Here is a 17,540-nt window from a genome sequence, read left to right on the forward strand (position 1 = left end):
GTTTTCCTTTTCATCTAGAATTCGCGACATTTTAGGGGAGGGGAGCGCAATAATCAATATTATTCAACCCATGGGATCAAATTGCAGCTCCAGGGCACCTGCCTGATAACGAGAGCGATGGTTGCGCTTTAATAAAGTAATGTGGTAGATTGCGCGACGTATTCCGACCATGAGGGCCGATTGGCTAACTCTCGGCAGCGTGCTGCCGGCTCAAAAAGGACCCGATCCCGCGCAATGAGAATCATAGACCTGCTGGAAAGAAAGCTAGGGCGCTTCGCTATCCCGAATCTGACCCTATATCTGATCGCTGGGCAGTCGTTTTTCTACGTCATGTACCTCACCGGCAAATTGGAGCGGAGTTCTACCTACTTCTCGGCCGATCTGCTGATGGCGGGAGAGTGGTGGCGCATCTTCACCATCCCTTTCGACCCACCGCGTTCCGGCGTGCTCTTCACGCTGATCGCCTGGTACTTTTTCTACATGCTCGGCTCGGCGCTTGAAGAGTACTGGGGGGCCTTCCGTTACAACGCCTACCTTTTCCTTGGGTGCCTGATCACGCTGGGGGCGTCCTTCCTGGTGCCGGCCTACCCGATCAGCAACGCCTTTCTCGCCGGCTCGGTTTTCCTTGCGTTCGCCGCCTTGTTCCCGGAATTCGAGATCCTGCTCTTCTTCATACTCCCGGTGAAGATCAAGTGGCTTGCCCTGCTCACCTGGCTGGGCTACGCCTACCAGTTCATTTTCGGGGATTGGACGGCGCGGGTGATGGTGCTGGCGGCGACTGCCAACTTCCTGATCTTTTTCGCCAGGGACATCCTGCTGAATCTGAGGCAGGGGCGGCGGCAGATAGCAAAGAAGGTGGCAAAGGCGCCCAGGAAGGAGCAGCCCCTGACCCACAAGTGCACCACCTGCGGCATCACCGACAAAACCGACCCCGAGATGGATTTCCGCTACTGCCCCAAGTGCAACGGACAGTACGGCTACTGCAGGGATCATATTTTCAGCCACGAGCATAAGAAGTAGCGACGAGAGAACAGACCTGGAGGAGAAATGCTGAACCAGCTTAACAATATCGGGGATGATGTCTATCAGACATGGAGCTACGAACAGCGGCACGAGGAGATCGGCAAGTTGGTTGAGGGTTTCAAAAACGGCCTGCCGGTGCAGATCCTTTGCCACCTCTCCACCTCTGTCGCGGGAAGCACCGCAGAGGCGGCGGACCATCTCTGCGCTTTCCTGTCGCGCCGGGAGCGCAAGGCGATTGTGAACCGCGAGGCCGGCGCCAACAAGATGCTGCGCGAACTTCTGGAAGCGACGCTGCTGCCGGCGAAGAACTGACCGAATCCTGCCTTGAGTTTGGCTAGGACTTGAGGCGGCTTCAGGGATAAGGCCTGCGGCAGCGCGTCGACAACAATTTCGGCGCTGGAGCGGTTATGCAGACGATGGCACTTATAGGGATGCCCGGGTCGGGTAAGAGCGCTGTGGGTAGAATCATCGCCGACAGGCTGGGATGGGATTTCCTGGACACGGACCGGCTCATAGAGCAGCGCTTTGGCCTCAAGCTGCAGGCTGTGATCGACCAGGTGGGGACTGAGGCCTTCAGCCGGATAGAGGAGGAAACGGTACTGAGCCTGGACCCCGCGGAGCGGACCGTGATTTCCACCGGCGGGAGCGTTGTCTACTCGGAGGCCGCCATGCGCCACCTTTGCTCCATCTCCACGGTTGTTTTTCTCGATCTTCCCATTGATGCCATTCGGAGCCACATATCTTTGGAAGCGCCGCGCGGCATCGTCGGAATGGATGAAGGCGGACTGGAACTACTTTATGAACAGAGGTTCCCGCTTTACCACAGGCATGCGCAGATAGTGGTTTTGCTAGACAGCTGTACGACTGAAGAGGCGGCAGCAAGGGTACTGTCACAGTGGAAGGAGTATGTTGCTTCGGACCGACAGCGTTGACTTTGCTCTCAGCGTCCTCTAATATCTAGCCCATGTCATCACCCACGAATACAAATGCTCCCGCGAAGCTCAGCCTGCCAAGGCTGACCCTGATACAGAAGATCGGCGCGGGCTATGCTGCCATGGCTTTTTTCACCATGGCAGCACTAGTCTTCTCTACTTTCAACATCTACAAGAGCAACAACACTTCCAGGCAGATCGCAAACAACGACCTTCCGGTAATGAGCGCCCTGATTGAACTGCGCACCTCGCTTCTGGCCCAGGAAGGGTTCGCCGGCAGATACGCTATCCTGCACGATCCCGCTTTCATCGAGCTGTTCCGGCAGCGCGAGTCGGAAGCGCTTCATAACCTCGCGGTCTTGGAGCGTTCAGGCGCGCAGCAGGACGCAATACATCTAAAGCAGCTTTACCTAAGCTATCAGGGGGCGTCGGCGAAACTGTTCTCCGGTACCCCGGCGAGCGAAATTGGCTTACGGCGGTCGGCGCGGCAGCTTCTGGACGCGGTGGACGCCACCTACATTAAGCGCAAAGCGATCCTGCACGCGGTGCTGGCGAAGGCGAACGAGCAGCAGAAGGCCACCATCTGGTGGACGGTGGCCATCTCCCTGACCGGGTTCCTGCTGGCCATAGGGGTCGCCCCCTTCGTCACCTATCGCATCTTCGGGGCCATCAGGAAATTGCAAAGCGCAACGCACAGGATCGCCGCCGGGGATTTCGACTACGACCCGCAGATCCCGCTCGGGGACGAGATCAGCGACCTGGCGAGGGATTTCACCAAGATGGCGGCGAGGCTAAAGGTACTCGAACAGATGAGTCTCGATGCCAGCCCCCTGACCAGGCTTCCCGGCAACTTCGCCATCGAACGGGAACTGGAGGAGCGGCTGAAAAGCGGGGCATCCTTCGCCTTTTGCTACGCCGACCTGGGTAACTTCAAGCCGTTCGGCGACCACTACGGTTATGCCAAAGGGAGCGAGCTGCTTCGGCTGACAGGCGACCTGATCCAGGCGGCGGTCAAGGCGCAAGCAGGCGGCGCCGGGTTCGTCGGCCACGTGGGAGGCGACGACTTCGTGATGGTGGTCCCGACCGACAGGGTAAAACCCGTCTGCGAGACGGTGATTGCGAACTTCAGCGCCGAGGTTGTGAAGCACTACAGCCAGCAGGACCTGAAGGCAGGCGGCATTGAGGGATGCGACCGCTACGGGGTGCAGCGTTTCTTCCCGGTTGTCACCATTTCCATCGCCGCGATCATCTGCGGCAGGGACCAATTCTCCTCGGCCGTAGACATTGCCAGGGCAGCGGCCAAAGTGAAGGACAGCGCCAAGGAGACCCCGGGAAGCAACTATCTTGTAGGTACACCAGGGGATGCAGCATGAAAAAGCAAGCAGCTTTGTTTATCGTCATCTCGCTTTGCTCGGGATGCGCCATCACAGGCAAGAACCCTCAGGGCAACCTGGTGCAGCGTTATACGGCGTCCAGGCATTTGGAGCAGGCCGATGAGATGCTGGAGAAGGGGGATAAGGCCGGTGCGGTCAAAGCGCTCCATGCTGTGGTCAGTGCACCCGCGGCTCCCGGAGTAACCGATCAGGCGCTTTTCCGTCTGGCCCTTTTGACCTTGAAGCCTGGGCTGGAACGCCCGGCATCGGCACAGGCCCAGCAGCTTCTCAAGCGTCTGGCAAAGGAGTACCCCAAGAGCCCCTGGACCGCGCAGGCGGACCACCTGAACGACCTGATCGAGGTGGCGGACGATTTGAGGCGCCAGAACAAGAGCCTCAAGGGGAACAACCAGTCCCTCAATAAGGAGATCAACGACCTGAACAAGAACCTCGAACGGCTGAAGCAGCTCGATCAGGAACTGGAAAAAAGCGCGCGCTGATTGTCGGGGCGCCCGGACGGAAATGGCGCGGGGGGCGGCTGCAAGCTGCTACTGTCGCGGTGGTTATAGAAAAAGGCGATCGGTCACGATCGCCTTTTTCTATGCTTTCAAGGAAGTTCCAGGGGCGGCTCGTCGAGCGCAGACAACTGCTCGCGCAGCTGCAGGATATGCTCGCCCCAGTAGCGCACCGTGTTGAACCAGGGGAAGGTGATGGGGAAGGTGGGATCCTCCCAGCGCCGGGCCAGCCAGGCGCTGTAGTGCAGCATGCGCAGGGCGCGTAGCGGCTCCACCAGCCTGAGTTCTCCGGGGTGGAAATCGCGGAATTCCGTGTACCCCTTCACCAATTGTTCCAGTTGCACCAGTTGGCGCGACCGCTCTCCCGAAAGCATCATCCAGAGGTCCTGCACCGCCGGCGCCATGCGGGCGTCGTCGAAGTCGACGAAATGCGGTGCGCCGTCCCGCCACAGGATGTTGCCGGCATGGCAATCGCCATGCGCCCTGATCTGGGTCACCCCTTGCGCGTTTGCGAAGGCAGCGTCGATGGCGGAAAGGAGCTGGTCGGTGACCGCCGTGTAGCTTGCACGGTACTCCTCGGGGATGAAGCGTTCCTTGATGAGGGCTACGCTGTCGTGCCCGAAGCTGCGGCTTTCCAGGGTGGGGCGCACCTTGAAGGGGCGTATGGCGCCGATGCTGTGAATGCGCCCCAGCATTCTCCCGAGGATCACCAGGTTTTCGTCGTTGTCGAACTCGGGGGCGTGCCCCCCCTGGCGCGGGTAGAGGGCGAACCGGAACCCGTCGAAATGGAATATGGTCTCGCCAGCAGGGTTCACCCAAGGAGCGACCACCGACAGCTCGTGTTCCGCCAGTTCGAGGCAGAACTGGTGCTCCTCCCTGATCTGCTCGTCGCTCCAGCGCCCAGGGCGGTAAAACTTCGCGATCAGCGGCTTTTCTTCTTCGATCCCCACTTGGTACACGCGGTTCTCGTAACTGTTCAAGGCGGAAGTGCGGCAGTCGCAACGGAATCCCTGGCTTTCGACGGCGTCCATGATGAAGTTGGGGGTGAGGGTGGAAAAGGGATGGGAGGTTTCTTTCATAAATGGCGCTTCTCCTCTGCGTGGCGCCCTGATCGGCCCAGCGCCCCTAAGATAGCACCATTCATTGCGGAAAACCAAGCGAAGAGACGGGCGCGGCCGCGGAACCCGCGGGGCTGGCCGGCTGGGGAAAACTCTTGCCGTGTAACTGTAGGGGGGGTTAAAGCGCGCGGGTAACCATGTCTGCGGGGGCCTGGAACGGGCCGAGAGGATTGACCTGGTCGTTGACCTGATCGATCTTCGGTTCGCCGCTGGAGAGTTTGTAGGCTACGTGGTGGTTGACGAAGACGATGAGGGCTTTGAAACGCCACCCTGTCTCCTGGCTTTTGCGCTTGAAGTTGAAGATATCGAGCCAGAAGTTCCCTATCCGTTTGGTATAGGTTCTCTTCGGTTCGAAAAGGTAGGCCCGGCAGTCGGCCCTGGCCTTGAGGCAGGCCTGCAGGCCAGGATCCAGGTCCTTGTTCGGGATCGCCTGGACGGTTGCGGCTATGTCCAGGTAGTTCAAGAGCTTCAGGTTGGGAGCCGAGGTCACGTCGAACCCCAGCTTCTGCAGATCCTCGACGGTGGTCTTGCCGATCTCTATCTGGTCGAAGGCCGTCTTCGCGTCGGAATAGTTCTGGAAAGGGGACTCGGTGATGCTTTTGCCCCGCGGCAGCAAGTGGGTGCATCCCGCCTGGGTGAGTAAAAGCAAAAACAGCACGGCTTGTGTGAGGATGAATTTTCGCATGATAAATGCCTTATATAAAGGCGACTTATACAGCCGGGGAAAGAACGTGGCAATTATAACGCAAAAATTTTGAGCGTCAGGCCTGGTTATAAATTGTTCACATTTTGCCTGAAAGCTCCCCCATTTCTCCTTTCTTTTTCTGTGCCTTTAAGCCGCAGTACGGGCAGCGTCCTTCGGGAACGGAACGGTCACAAGTCTTGCACCAGTAAGAGAAAATATCCTCGCCGCTGCAGGCGGCGCAACTTTTATGTCTTGGCTCAATGCTGCAGCCGCATTGTTGGTCGTGCTTGTCCTTCATCGAGTTCTCCTAGATTCACCGCGTGCCGTTACTCGTGTGGAAGCATCTTCTTGAGATACTGCCCGGTGTAAGACCGCTCCACCCTGGAAACCTGCTCCGGGGTACCCACTGCTATCACCTCGCCGCCGCGATCTCCCCCCTCCGGACCCAGATCGACGATCCAGTCCGCCGTCTTGATCACATCGAGGTTGTGCTCGATGACCACGATGGTGTTCCCGGCGTCCACCAGCTTGTGCAGCACCTCCAAGAGCTTCGCTATGTCGGCGAAGTGCAGGCCGGTGGTCGGTTCATCCAGGATGTAGATGGTGCGCCCGGTGGCCCGTTTGGAAAGCTCCTTGGCGAGCTTGACGCGTTGCGCCTCCCCGCCTGACAGTGTGGTCGCGGACTGCCCCAGCTTGATGTAACCAAGCCCAACCTCCTCCAGGGTCTGCAGCTTCGTCTTCAGGCGCGGGATATGCTCCAGGAAGACCAGGGCCTGGGAGACCGTCATATCCAGGACTTCGGCGATGGAACGCCCCTTGAAGCGGACCTCCAGCGTCTCCCTGTTGTAGCGGGCCCCCTTGCAAACCTCGCACTGCACGTACACGTCGGGAAGAAAGTGCATTTCGATCTTGATGATGCCGTCCCCGGCGCAGGCCTCGCAGCGCCCCCCCTTCACGTTGAAGGAGTAGCGCCCGGGCTTGTAGCCGCGCATCTTCGACTCGGGGAGCTGGGCGAAGATCTCCCTGATTTCGGTGAAGAGGCCGGTGTAGGTGGCGGGGTTGGAACGCGGCGTGCGGCCGATGGGGGACTGGTCGATGTTGATCACCTTGTCCAGCACTTCCATGCCGTGGATGGCCCGGACCGCGCCGGCCTTTTCCCTGCTTTTATAGAGCCGCTGGTTCAGGGTCTTGTAGAGGGTATCGATGATGAGCGAAGACTTTCCCGACCCCGACACCCCGGTGATGCAGGTCATTACTCCGAGCGGCAGGTCGACCGAGACGTCCTTCAGGTTGTTCTCGTTGGCCCCCTCGATGGAGAGGAACCGGCTCCCTTTCCTGCGCTTTTTGGGGATCGCTATGGTCAGCGCGCCGGAGAGGTAGCGCCCGGTGAGCGAATGGGGGTTGGCCATGATCTCGGCGGGGGTGCCTTCGGCCACCACCTCGCCGCCGTGGATCCCGGCGCCCGGTCCCATATCGATGACCCAGTCCGCCTCGGAGATGGTTTCCTCGTCGTGCTCAACCACGAGGACCGTGTTGCCGATGTCCCGCAGGTGCCTCAGGGTAGACAAGAGCCTGCCGTTGTCGCGCTGGTGCAGGCCGATGGAAGGCTCGTCCAGGATGTAGAGCACCCCGACCAGCGAGGAGCCGATCTGGGTCGCGAGCCGTATCCTCTGCCCCTCGCCGCCGGAGAGGGTTCCCGAGGAGCGATCCAGCGACAGGTAGTCGAGGCCGACGTTGACCAGGAAGTTAAGCCGCTCCCTGATCTCCTTGAGAATCCTCCGGGCGATGTCCTCTTCCTTCTCGGTGAGCGCCAGAGAGTCGAAGAAGGAGAGCGCGTCCTGGATGGAATAGGCGGTTACCTGCTGAATGTTTTCTCCACCCACCCTGACGAAGAGCGCCTCTTTCTTGAGCCTCGCCCCCTGGCAGGTGGGGCAGGGCATCACGTCCATGTACTTCTCAAGCTCCTCCCGCACCTGCTCGGAGTCGGTCTCGCGATGGCGCCGCTCCAGGTTGTTCAGCACCCCTTCGAACGCCTTCTTGTAGGTGTGCCGCTTGCCGGCGTCGTCCACCCACCAGAAATCGACCAGTTCCCCCCCCGAACCGTTGAGGATCACGTCCTTCGCCTTCTTGGAGAGCTGCTTGTAAGGGGTGTGCAGGTCGAAGCCGTAGCTTTTCCCCAGGGCGGCGAGGGTCTGCTGATACCATCCCGAGAAGCGCGTCTCCCAGGGGGCGACGGCGCCTTCGGCCAGGGTGAGGTCGTGGTCCGGCACCACAAGGTTGGTGTCCAGATACATCCTGGTGCCGAGGCCGGTGCAGTCGGGGCAGGCGCCGTAGGGGTTGTTGAAGGAGAACATGCGGGGGGTCATCTCGGGATAGGAGATGCCGCACTCGATGCAGGCGGCCGACTCGGAGAAAAGGAGCGTTTCATCCTTGATGCCGCGCTCCGCGTCCGGGGAGAGGGCCACCTTGACGATTCCCTCTGCGTGCGAGAGTGCCGTCTCCAGCGAATCGGCGAGCCGCTTCTCGATCCCCGGCTTCACCACCAGGCGGTCGACGACGATGTCTATGTCGTGCTTTTTCTTCTTGTCCAGGGTGATCTCTTCCGAGAGGTCGTGGGTCTCGCCGTCAACGACGACACGGGCGAAGCCGTCTTTCCTGAACTGGGTCAGTTCCTTTTTGTACTCCCCTTTCCTGCCGCGCACGATGGGGGAGAGGAGCGTTAGCTTCGCACCCTGCGGCAGCGCCGCTATCTGGTCCACCATCTGCGAAACCGTCTGAGAGGTTATGATCCGGCCGCAGTTGTAGCAGTGCGGCTTGCCGATCCGGGCGAAGAGCAGGCGCAGGTAGTCGTAGATTTCGGTGACGGTGCCTACCGTGGAGCGGGGGTTCTTGCTGGTCGTTTTCTGCTCTATGGAGATGGCAGGGGAAAGCCCCTCGATCGACTCCACGTCGGGTTTTTCCATCTGCTCCAGGAACTGGCGCGCGTAGGCGGAGAGCGACTCCACGTAGCGGCGCTGCCCCTCGGCGTAGATGGTGTCGAAGGCGAGGGTGGATTTTCCCGACCCCGAGATGCCGGTGATCACCACCAATTGGTCCCGGGGAATTTCCACGTCTATGCATTTGAGGTTGTGCTCGCAGGCACCTTTGATGATGATCTTGTCCGTTGCCATGTTGCTCCCGTAACAGTTGTCTTAGGTCGTGCCCAGCGCGGCACGATTGACAAATATAGCACAGCCCCCCTTGCTAATGCATCCGCCAATGTAATGAGACTCCGCAGACACGGGGGCTAACGTATTCGTCTTTCAGTTTTTGGGCCTTCTGCCGATAAGGGGAAAAGTTTCATCCTTCCCCGGCTGCCCCGGGGACAGCATATATTCAGCACGGAGGCGTCCATGAATCGCCGTCTTATATCCCATACCGCATCTGTTTCGCTGGCAGCATGGCTGGTTGCCGTTGCTGTCCCTGTCGGCGACGCCCACGCGGCAGCGCCGACAGCCCCCGCATCCTCCGCGGCCCCCGCAGCTCCGGCAAAGGCTGGTGTCGCTCCCGCTACGACCGGTGCCGCGCCCAAAGATGCCGCCAGTGCTGACGCCCGCGCGCTCAATGAGGCCAAGGCGAAGCTGGCGGCGCTGGCCAAGGAGGGGGCTAGCGAAGGTCCCTCGGCTGCCGCTGAGAAAAAGGCTCAGGTGAAGAAAAAGGCGCCGGCTAAAAAGAAGAAAAAGGGAGCGGCCAAGGCGGGCTCGAAAGCTAAAGGGAAGGCAAAGAAAGGGGCTAAGTCAGGAGAGGTAAAGGTGAAGGTCCTGAACCGGCACATGACGCAGGCCGAGCTGCAGGGAATCCTATCCACAACGCGCGACTTCTCCGGCACCGACCTGAGCGGGGTGAACCTGGTCGGCTACGACCTGACCGGGGCCAATTTAAGCAGGGCCAACCTCCATGGCGCCAATCTGGAGCGGGCCAAGCTTGATGAGACGGACTTGGAACTGGCTGACCTGACCGGCGCCAATCTGCGCGGCGCCTCCCTGAGCCAGGCACGCCTGCGGGGAACGAGGCTCGCGGGGGCGAAGCTTGAGGGGGCGCTTTGGACCGACAAGACGGTCTGCCGGAAAGGTTCGCTCGGAAGCTGCATCGAGTAGCGCCGGGACCATTAGTCCCCGCAAAATAAAAAAAGCCCCCGGAGCTCTAAGCTCCGGGGGCTTTTTCACGTTTAAAGCTTCCTTTAAACCCTGGTCACATTGGCGGCCTGCAGGCCTTTGGGACCCTGCTGGACGTCGAAGGTGACGGAATCGCCCTCTGCCAAGGATTTGAACCCGTCGCCCTGGATCGCGGAAAAATGCACGAAGACATCTTCGCCGTTCTCCTGCTCGATGAAACCAAACCCCTTGCTGTCATTGAACCATTTCACTACGCCTTTAGCCATTACCACATCTCCTGTTGCTGCTCTACGGTTGATCTGCCGGGACCGGCCCCGGCACAGGTGAAGATTTTATGCAGCGCTTTTACCGGTGTCAAGCGCTCTTGAGTATTATTTGTTCTCGAAATCCATTTCCGCCATCCGCTTGTAGAGATCGAAGCGGCGGGCGGTGAGCTCGGAGGAGCGTGCCATGAGGGTGGCAGCAGCCTCAGGGTTGCTCTTTTTCAGCACGCGGTAGCGGTTCTCGCCGTAGGCGTACTCTTCGAGGGAGATGCTCGGAGCCTTGCTGTCGAGCTGGAGCGGGTTCTTGCCCTGCTCGGCGAGGTCCGGGTTGTAGCGGACCAGCGGCCAGTGGCCGGAGGCTACCGCACGCTTCTGGGTCTCGACCGCGGTTGCCATGTCGATGCCGTGGGCGATGCAGTGGCTGTAGGCAAGGATGAGGGACGGTCCGTTGTAGGCTTCCGCCTCGATGAACGCCTTGACCACCTGGGCCGGGTTGGAGAGGGAGACCTTGGCGACGTAGACGTTGCCGTAGGCCATGGCGATCATGGCGAGGTCCTTCTTCGCCTGCGGCTTCCCGCCCGCAGCGAACTGCGCCACGGCGCCCATCGGGGTGGACTTGGAGGCCTGGCCGCCGGTGTTGGAGTAGACCTCGGTGTCGAGGACCAGGAGGTTCACGTTCTTGCCGGAGGCGATGACGTGGTCCAGGCCGCCGTAGCCGATGTCATAGGCCCAGCCGTCGCCCCCCACGATCCAGACCGACTTCTTCACCAGGTAGTCGGCGATGGAGAGGAGCTTCTTGGCTGCTGCGTCCTTGGAGCCTGCCAGGAGATCCTTCAGCTTGGCGACGCGTGCGCGCTGCGCCTCGACGCCGGCCTGGGTCTGCTGGTCGGCCCCCTTGATCTCGGCTACCAGTTCTGCCGGGAGCGAGACCACGTCCAGGAGCTCGGTTGCGGCCTGGTTGAACTTGTCGACGGCAAGCCTCATGCCGAAGCCGAACTCGGCGTTGTCCTCGAAGAGGGAGTTGGACCAGGCCGGGCCGCGGCCGTCGGCGTTCTTCGCCCACGGGGTGGTGGGGAGGTTGCCGCCGTAGATGGAGGTGCAGCCGGTGGCGTTGGCGATCATGGCGCGGTCGCCGAAGAGCTGCGACATGAGCTTCAGGTAAGGGGTCTCGCCGCAACCCGCGCAGGCGCCGGAGTACTCGAAGAGCGGCCGTGCCAGCTGGCTCCCTTTCAGGGTCTCCAGCTTCACCAGTTTGGGATCGGTCTCGGGCATCGCCAGGAAGAAGTCGTAGTTGGCGGCTTCCGAGGTCCGAAGCGGCGCCTGGAACTGCATGTTGATCGCCTTCTTGTTGGCGTCTTCCTTGGACTTCGCGGGGCAGTTGGCCACGCAGGCCGCGCAGCCGGTGCAGTCTTCGGGAGCTACCTGCACGGTGCACTTCATCCCTTTGAACTCGTTGCCGCGCGCGTCGGCCGACTTGAAGGTTGCCGGGGCGCCGGAGAGCTTGTCGGCGTCGTAGACCTTCATCCTGATGGAGGCGTGCGGGCAGACGAAGGAGCAGATGCCGCACTGGATGCAGAGCTGCTCGTCCCATACCGGGATGTCGACCGCGATGTTGCGCTTCTCGTACTGGGAGGTGCCGGTCGGGAAGGTGCCGTCGGCCGGTATCATGGAGACCGGAACCTCGTCGCCGTAGCCGGCGATGAGCTGCGCGGTGACTTCCTGGACGAACTTCGGTGCATGGGCGCCGACGACCGGGGGCTTCCTGAGGGCGCTGCTCGCCTTGGCCGGGACTGCTACCTCGAAGATGTTCTCGAGGGCCGCGTCGACCGCCTTGTTGTTCATGTCGACGACCTTGTCGCCGGACTTGCCGTAGCTCTTCTTGATGGCGTCCTTGATGGCTGCGAGCGCGGTGTCAAGCGGCATGATATTGGAGATCTTGAAGAAGGCGGTCTGCATGATCACGTTGATCCTGGCGCCCAGACCGAGTTTCTCGCCGAGCGCGATGGCGTTGATCACGTAGAACTTGAGCTTCTTGTCGATGATCTGCTGCTGAACTTCGACCGGCATGGAGTCCCAGACCTGCTCCTTGTCGAACGGAGAGCAAAGGAGGAAGGTGCCGCCCTGCTTGGCGTTGGTCAGCATGTCGTACTTCTCGAGGAAGGAGAAGTTGTGGCAGGCGATGAAGTCGGCCTGGTCGATCAGGTACGGCGAGCGGATGGCCCCCTTGCCGAAACGAAGATGCGAGGTGGTGACGGATCCAGCCTTCTTGGAGTCGTAGACGAAGTAGGCCTGGACGTTGTTGTCGGTCTTCTCGCCGATGATCTTGATGGAGTTCTTGTTGGCGCCGACGGTGCCGTCGGAGCCCAGGCCGTAGAACATCGCCGCATAGGTCCCGGCGGAGGGGTTCACGAAGCTCTTGTCGAAGTCGAGCGAGGAGTTGGTGACGTCCTCTTTGATGCCGACGACGAAGTGGTTCTTCGGCTTGTCCGCTTTCAGGTTGTCGAAGACCCCTTTGGCCATGCCCGGGGTGAACTCCTTGGAGCCCAGGCCGAAGCGGCCGCCGACGATGATCGGGTAGTTCTTGAAGGAGGTCTTCCCATCGGCCATGGCCTCGCCGATGGCGGTTCTCACGTCCAGGTAGAGCGGCTCGCCGAGGGAACCCGGCTCCTTGGTGCGGTCGAGGACGGCGATCTTCTTGACGGAGGCAGGCAGGCAGGCTGCCAAGGCGTCTACCGGGAAGGGCCTGAACAGGCGGATTTTGACCAGGCCTATCTTCTCACCCTTGGCCGCCAGGGTCTCGATGGTCTCCTGGACGGTGTCGGCGGCGCTACCCATGACGATGACGACGCGGTCGGCGTCGGGGGCGCCGACGTATTCGGCGACCGAGTACTTGCGGCCGGTGATCCCGGCGAACTTCTCCATCTCCTCCTGCACGATCTTGAGGGCTGCGGGGTAGTAGGCGTTGACGGTCTCGCGACCCTGGAAGTAGACGTCGGGGTTCTGCGCGGTGCCGCGCATCACGGGGCGATCCGGGGTGAGGGCGCGCAGGCGGTGCGCCTGCACCAGGTCGTCATTGATCATGGCGCGCATGTCGTCGAAGGTCAGTTCCTCGACCTTCTGCACCTCGTGCGAGGTCCTGAAGCCGTCGAAGTAGTGCATGAACGGGACGCGGGCGCGCAGCGTGGCAGCCTGGGAGATCAGCGCGAAGTCCATGACCTCCTGCACGTTGTTGGAGCAGAGCATCCCCCAGCCGGTTGCGCGGGCGGCCATGACGTCGGAGTGGTCGCCGAAGATGTTGAGCGCGGCCGCCGAGATGGCGCGGGCGGAGATGTGGAACACGGTGGAGGTGAGTTCGCCGGCGATCTTGAACATGTTCGGGATCATCAGCAACAAGCCCTGGCTGGCGGTGAAGGTCGTGGTCAAGGCGCCTGCCTGGAGTGCGCCGTGGACCGCGCCGGAAGCGCCCCCCTCGGACTGGAGTTCGGACACGGAGGGAACCGTTCCCCAGATGTTCTTCTCGCCCTTGGCGCTTTTCTCGTCGGAGATCTCTCCCATCACGGAAGAAGGGGTGATCGGGTAGATTGCGATCACCTCGTTGGTGGCGTGGGCCACGTGCGCTGCTGCAGTGTTGCCGTCAATCGTTACCATTCTGCGGGACATTGATTTCCTCCTGTAGGTGAAGATTACTGGACCTTGAAAAAACGCTTTCGGAACATTGAAACCGTGACTGAAGACCTGTTGCGGTGTGGCAGCGGACAGCGATCCGCCCCGCGACAAACGTTGTTTTCCGGTGGCTCTTCCTTCCCGGTCGCCGCTACAACTCGGAACGCCCCTCGACTGCCCGCTGCACCGTCGCGGCATCGACATATTCCAGGTCGCTGCCGACAGGTATGCCGTGTGCCAGCCTGGTGACCTTTATAGACAGCGGTTTTATCAGTCTGGTCAGGTAGAGCGCGGTGGCTTCACCCTCGACGGTGAAATTGGTGGCGATCAGCACCTCGCGCACCTCCCCCCCCTGAAGCCGCTGCATCAACTCGGCGATCCTCAGGTCCTTGGGCGTAACACCGTTTAAAGGTGAAAGTGCACCCTGCAGCACGTGGTAGCGGCCGCTAAAAGCGCGGCTTCTTTCCAGTGCCAGAAGGTCCTGCGGCTCTTCGACCACGCAGATGGTGCCGCTATCGCGCTCGCCGGAACAGATCCAGCACGGATCGTCCTCGGTGATGGCAAAACAGACCGAGCACAGATGCACCCTTTCTCCCACCTGCAGGAGGCTTTGCGCTAAGGCTTCGATATTGCTCGGATGTTTCAGCAAATGAAAGGCCAGTCTCTGCGCGCTCTTCTCGCCCACCCCGGGCAATTTCTTCAGCTCCCCCACCAGCCTGGTCAGCGAGCCCGAAAAATGTAGCATATTCCCACCACGGATAAAACAAGTTTTTACTGGTTAATTTTACGAAAAAAAATTTCAGTCAAGAAATCTATAATTAAAGGGTGCATGCCTTGCGGCGTGCACCCTCATCCTTTATACCTATCCCGCTGTCAGCTGGCCGGACCTTAGAAAAGGCCCGGGATGCTGAGCCCGCCGGTGATCTTGCTCATCTCCTCGCTCATCTCGGTGTGCACCTTCTTCAGGGCCTCGTTGACAGCGGTCAGCACCAAGTCCTGAAGCATTTCGACATCTTCAGGATCGACGGCTTCCTTCTTGATCACCAGGGAGAGTACCTGGTTCTTGCCGTTCACCACGACGGTGACCGCACCCCCGCCGGTGGCTACCTCGGCGGTCTTGGCCGCGGCTTCTTCCTGCAGCTTCCCCATCTTCTGCTGCATCATCTGAGCCTGTTTCATGATCTGCGCTAAACCTTTCGACATCTTATCCTCCGATTTCCTTTTATTGATCTAAGCGTACCGCGGAACATCGTTATGATTGTATGACATCCTTGCCGGGGATTTCCTTCACTTCGGCGATTTCCCCGTCGAACAGCGCCACCGCCGCGGCCACCAGCGGGTGCTCCTCCGCCTCGCGCCTCAGGGTTGCCTGTCGCTCGGCATTTTCAAGGTTTTTTTTTTCCGACAGGCTCGGCGGCGCGTCCTTCGGGGGTTCGCTCAACACCGTTATCCTCACCGCCGGGGTTCCGCCGAAATGGGTCTTGGCGAGTTCCTTCAGTTCCGTCACCCGCTCCGGGTCCTGCATCCTCTTCAGCTCGAAGGTCCCGTTCAGGCAGCCGATCTCCAGCAGTTGGCGGGAGACCTGGACCGGGTAGACCTGCTCCAGCTCGGTGCCGAGCATGGGACGCTTCCCTTTGACGAACTGCACGAAGCTCCCCCAAAGCTCGCCGCTCCCTGCGTCGGCGGCTGCCGGCGCAGCTGAAGCTGCCGGCGGGGCAGGGGGGGGCTGGGGAGCCGGAGCGGAAGGGGGCGCGGCCGGGCGTGCGGCGTGCTGGTCCCGGGCGGCGGGGGGCGCCTGGACCGGCGGCGCGGCGGCGCGAGGGGCGCCCTCCTGGCGGGCCGGGCGCGGACCTGCGGGCGCTCCGGATTCCAGCGAGTCCAGCCGGGAGAGGAGTTCCTGCACCGCGACCGCAGGCGCCAGTGTCGCCATCTTCATCATGGTCATTTCCAGCACCAGGCGCGGGAAGCTCGCATGCGCCATCTCCGCCTCGGCCTTAAGGAGCAGCGTCAGGTGCCGCTGGAGGTCGGTCCCCGTAGCGGCATCCGCCAGGGTGCGCAACTCGCCAAGCTCCGCCTCGGAGAGTTCCAAGAGGTCCCCCGGTTCGCCGACCGCCTTCAGGATGGCCACGTTGCGGAACTGGTCGATCAGCTCGCGGCAGAACTGCCTCATGCTGTAACCGAAGGAATCCACCTGCGCCACGATCTGCAGCGCCTCGCGCACCTCCTTCGAGAGCACGGCGCGGCAGCCGTCCATGATCAGGCGGCGGTCCACCACGCCCAAAAGTGCCGCGACGTCGGCGTCTGCGACCTGGTTGCCGCAGAAGGCGAGCACCTGGTCCAGCGTGGAGAGCGAGTCGCGCATGCTCCCGTCCCCTTTTCTGGCCACAACGGCAAGCGCCTCGTCCGAGACCTGCACCCCCTCCTGGTCCACTATGTAGCGCAGCCTGGAGACGATGCGCGGCAGCGCGATCCTCTTGAAGTCGAAACGCTGGCAGCGCGAAAGGATGGTGATGGGGACCTTGTGGGGTTCAGTGGTGGCGAAGATGAACTTGACGTGCGGGGGGGGCTCCTCCAGCGTCTTCAACAGCGCGTTGAAGGCGTTGGTGGTGAGCATGTGGACTTCGTCGATGATGAAGATCTTGTAGCGCGAGCGCGACGGGAGGTACTTGATGTTGTCGCGCAACTCCCTGATGTCGTCCACGCCGGTGTTGGAGGCGCCGTCGATCTCGAAGACGTCGACAGAGTTCCCCTCGGTGATCTCCAGGCAGGTGGAGCAGGTATTGCACGGCTCCACGGTCAGCCCGCTCTCGCAGTTGAGCGCCTTGGCGAGGATGCGCGCCGAGCTGGTCTTTCCCACCCCGCGGGCCCCGGTGAAGAGGAAGGCGTGCGCGACCCGCCCGCCGTCGATGGCGTTTTTCAGGGTCTGACTGACATGCTCCTGGCCGACCAGATCGCTGAAGGTCTGGGGGCGCCATTTTCTAGCGAGTACGAGATAGGACAAGGGGGCATACCTCTATGGCGTCGTGGTTCATGGTGTTTGGTTCAATGGTTCGCGTGGGGCGGGGGGAGGCTGGGGGATTGCGGAAAGAGCTGATAGCTGGGCTACCCCGCGGCACACGGTGGCGGTTACTGCCGCTGCTTCCTTCCGGACCTGACGGGGTTCATAACCTTCCGTTGCGCGGGACCCAGCTATCAGGTCTATCCGCAAGGAATTAGTAAGTATGGCGGAGAGAGAGGGATTCGAACCCTCGGTACGCTATTAACGTACACACGCTTTCCAGGCGTGCTCCTTCAACCACTCGGACATCTCTCCACAACAAGAGCGAGATATATAATATACGCCGTCGGAATTGTAAAGCGATTTCTTCATTGGGAGGAAAAGAGTTGCCGGGTCGGCTTTCCCGTAGGCCGCACCCGGCGACGCTGGGGGAGTTCAGTTGGCAGCTTCGTCCGAGTGGCGCGCCTTTTTGCGCTTGCTGACGATGGCCTGCAACAGCGACTGCTGGTCCTTTTGCTGCAGCAGCTGTTTCTCGATGATGGACTTGACCGAGAGAAGCTCCTTTTTCAGCGTCTCGGCGCTTTTCACCAGGTGTCTGGCCCTGGGGTCGCTGCGGACGTACGGCGCCAGCAGGTGCAACGCTTCCGCGATCTTGCGGCTGACCAGCACACGTTCCCGGTAGTCCTCCAGACGGCCCGCTTTAAGGCGTTCTTCCAGTGCGGCAAACTCCCCAGCGAAGTAATTGATCACGTCGGAGTGCAGGATGTCTTCTTGTTTCATCGGTTCACCTATATGTGTGGCTATATGCACTGGGGT

At 61.0% G+C, this 17,540-nt stretch carries 16 protein-coding genes, 1 tRNA gene and 1 other RNA gene; 6 read left to right on the forward strand and 12 right to left on the reverse strand.

What is annotated here, in order from left to right; all coding sequences use genetic code 11:
* Nucleotides 1-234: 234 nt before the first annotated feature.
* The 5 genes from GBEM_RS00995 (at nt 235) to GBEM_RS01015 (ending at nt 3,828) form a co-directional block, all read left to right on the forward strand.
* Complete coding sequence (locus tag GBEM_RS00995; RefSeq protein WP_041262491.1) at nt 235-1,020, forward strand: rhomboid family intramembrane serine protease; 786 nt, start codon at nt 235-237, stop codon at nt 1,018-1,020.
* Nucleotides 1,021-1,047: 27 nt separating this feature from the next.
* Entirely contained in the window at nt 1,048-1,335 is a 288-nt protein-coding gene (locus GBEM_RS01000) for a hypothetical protein (protein WP_012528638.1), read from the forward strand.
* 95 nt (nt 1,336-1,430) lie between these two features.
* Complete coding sequence (locus GBEM_RS01005; RefSeq protein WP_012528639.1) at nt 1,431-1,955, forward strand: shikimate kinase; 525 nt, start codon at nt 1,431-1,433, stop codon at nt 1,953-1,955.
* A gap of 122 nt (nt 1,956-2,077) precedes the next feature.
* Nucleotides 2,078-3,328 (forward strand): sensor domain-containing diguanylate cyclase, encoded by a 1,251-nt coding sequence (locus tag GBEM_RS01010; protein ID WP_226373909.1) that lies wholly within the window; start codon nt 2,078-2,080, stop codon nt 3,326-3,328.
* The gene (locus tag GBEM_RS01015) at nt 3,325-3,828 is read left to right on the forward strand and encodes an outer membrane protein assembly factor BamD (RefSeq protein ID WP_012528641.1); all 504 of its coding nucleotides are present in this window, start codon (nt 3,325-3,327) and stop codon (nt 3,826-3,828) included. The genes GBEM_RS01010 and GBEM_RS01015 overlap by 4 nt, the downstream gene beginning before the upstream one ends.
* 107 nt (nt 3,829-3,935) lie before the next feature.
* Here GBEM_RS01015 and GBEM_RS01020 read toward each other — a convergent pair whose 3' ends face one another.
* From GBEM_RS01020 to uvrA, 4 genes are all read right to left on the reverse strand, one after another.
* Nucleotides 3,936-4,922, reverse strand: coding sequence for a serine/threonine protein kinase (locus GBEM_RS01020; RefSeq protein ID WP_012528642.1), 987 nt, complete (start codon nt 4,920-4,922; stop codon nt 3,936-3,938).
* Between the two features lie 157 nt (nt 4,923-5,079).
* A complete protein-coding gene (locus tag GBEM_RS01025; RefSeq protein WP_012528643.1) occupies nt 5,080-5,646 on the reverse strand; it encodes a hypothetical protein in 567 nt (188 codons plus the stop codon).
* A 97-nt stretch (nt 5,647-5,743) separates the two neighbouring features.
* A complete protein-coding gene (locus GBEM_RS20550) occupies nt 5,744-5,944 on the reverse strand; it encodes a hypothetical protein (protein WP_012528644.1) in 201 nt (66 codons plus the stop codon).
* Between the two features lie 28 nt (nt 5,945-5,972).
* Complete coding sequence (gene uvrA, locus GBEM_RS01030) at nt 5,973-8,816, reverse strand: excinuclease ABC subunit UvrA (protein WP_012528645.1); 2,844 nt, start codon at nt 8,814-8,816, stop codon at nt 5,973-5,975.
* A gap of 222 nt (nt 8,817-9,038) precedes the next feature.
* On the opposite strand from uvrA, the gene GBEM_RS01035 reads away from it, so the two are divergent.
* Nucleotides 9,039-9,782 carry a pentapeptide repeat-containing protein gene (locus tag GBEM_RS01035; RefSeq protein ID WP_012528646.1) on the forward strand — a complete coding sequence of 248 codons (744 nt, stop codon included), beginning with the start codon at nt 9,039-9,041 and terminating at the stop codon, nt 9,780-9,782.
* Nucleotides 9,783-9,865: 83 nt separating this feature from the next.
* Here GBEM_RS01035 and GBEM_RS01040 read toward each other — a convergent pair whose 3' ends face one another.
* The 8 genes from GBEM_RS01040 to GBEM_RS01070 all read right to left on the reverse strand — a co-directional run bounded on the left by GBEM_RS01040 (nt 9,866) and on the right by GBEM_RS01070 (nt 17,504).
* Nucleotides 9,866-10,066 (reverse strand): cold-shock protein, encoded by a 201-nt coding sequence (locus tag GBEM_RS01040; RefSeq protein WP_012528647.1) that lies wholly within the window; start codon nt 10,064-10,066, stop codon nt 9,866-9,868.
* A 105-nt stretch (nt 10,067-10,171) separates the two neighbouring features.
* Nucleotides 10,172-13,723, reverse strand: coding sequence for a pyruvate:ferredoxin (flavodoxin) oxidoreductase (gene nifJ / locus GBEM_RS01045; protein WP_012528648.1), 3,552 nt, complete (start codon nt 13,721-13,723; stop codon nt 10,172-10,174).
* A gap of 154 nt (nt 13,724-13,877) precedes the next feature.
* Nucleotides 13,878-14,471 carry a recombination mediator RecR gene (recR, locus tag GBEM_RS01050; RefSeq protein WP_012528649.1) on the reverse strand — a complete coding sequence of 198 codons (594 nt, stop codon included), beginning with the start codon at nt 14,469-14,471 and terminating at the stop codon, nt 13,878-13,880.
* Between the two features lie 143 nt (nt 14,472-14,614).
* On the reverse strand, nt 14,615-14,929 hold the full coding sequence (locus GBEM_RS01055; RefSeq protein WP_012528650.1) for a YbaB/EbfC family nucleoid-associated protein: 315 nt from the start codon (nt 14,927-14,929) through the stop codon (nt 14,615-14,617).
* 49 nt (nt 14,930-14,978) lie between these two features.
* Nucleotides 14,979-16,727 (reverse strand): DNA polymerase III subunit gamma/tau, encoded by a 1,749-nt coding sequence (dnaX, locus tag GBEM_RS01060; protein WP_012528651.1) that lies wholly within the window; start codon nt 16,725-16,727, stop codon nt 14,979-14,981.
* A 91-nt stretch (nt 16,728-16,818) separates the two neighbouring features.
* Nucleotides 16,819-16,917: signal recognition particle sRNA small type (ffs, locus tag GBEM_RS20555), an RNA gene on the reverse strand.
* 31 nt (nt 16,918-16,948) lie between these two features.
* A tRNA-Ser gene (locus GBEM_RS01065) sits at nt 16,949-17,039 on the reverse strand.
* Between the two features lie 120 nt (nt 17,040-17,159).
* Nucleotides 17,160-17,504, reverse strand: coding sequence for a hypothetical protein (locus GBEM_RS01070; protein ID WP_012528652.1), 345 nt, complete (start codon nt 17,502-17,504; stop codon nt 17,160-17,162).
* Nucleotides 17,505-17,540: the final 36 nt, after the last annotated feature.

Source organism: Citrifermentans bemidjiense Bem (assembly GCF_000020725.1).
GTDB classification, from domain to species: Bacteria; Desulfobacterota; Desulfuromonadia; order Geobacterales; family Geobacteraceae; genus Geomonas; species Geomonas bemidjiensis.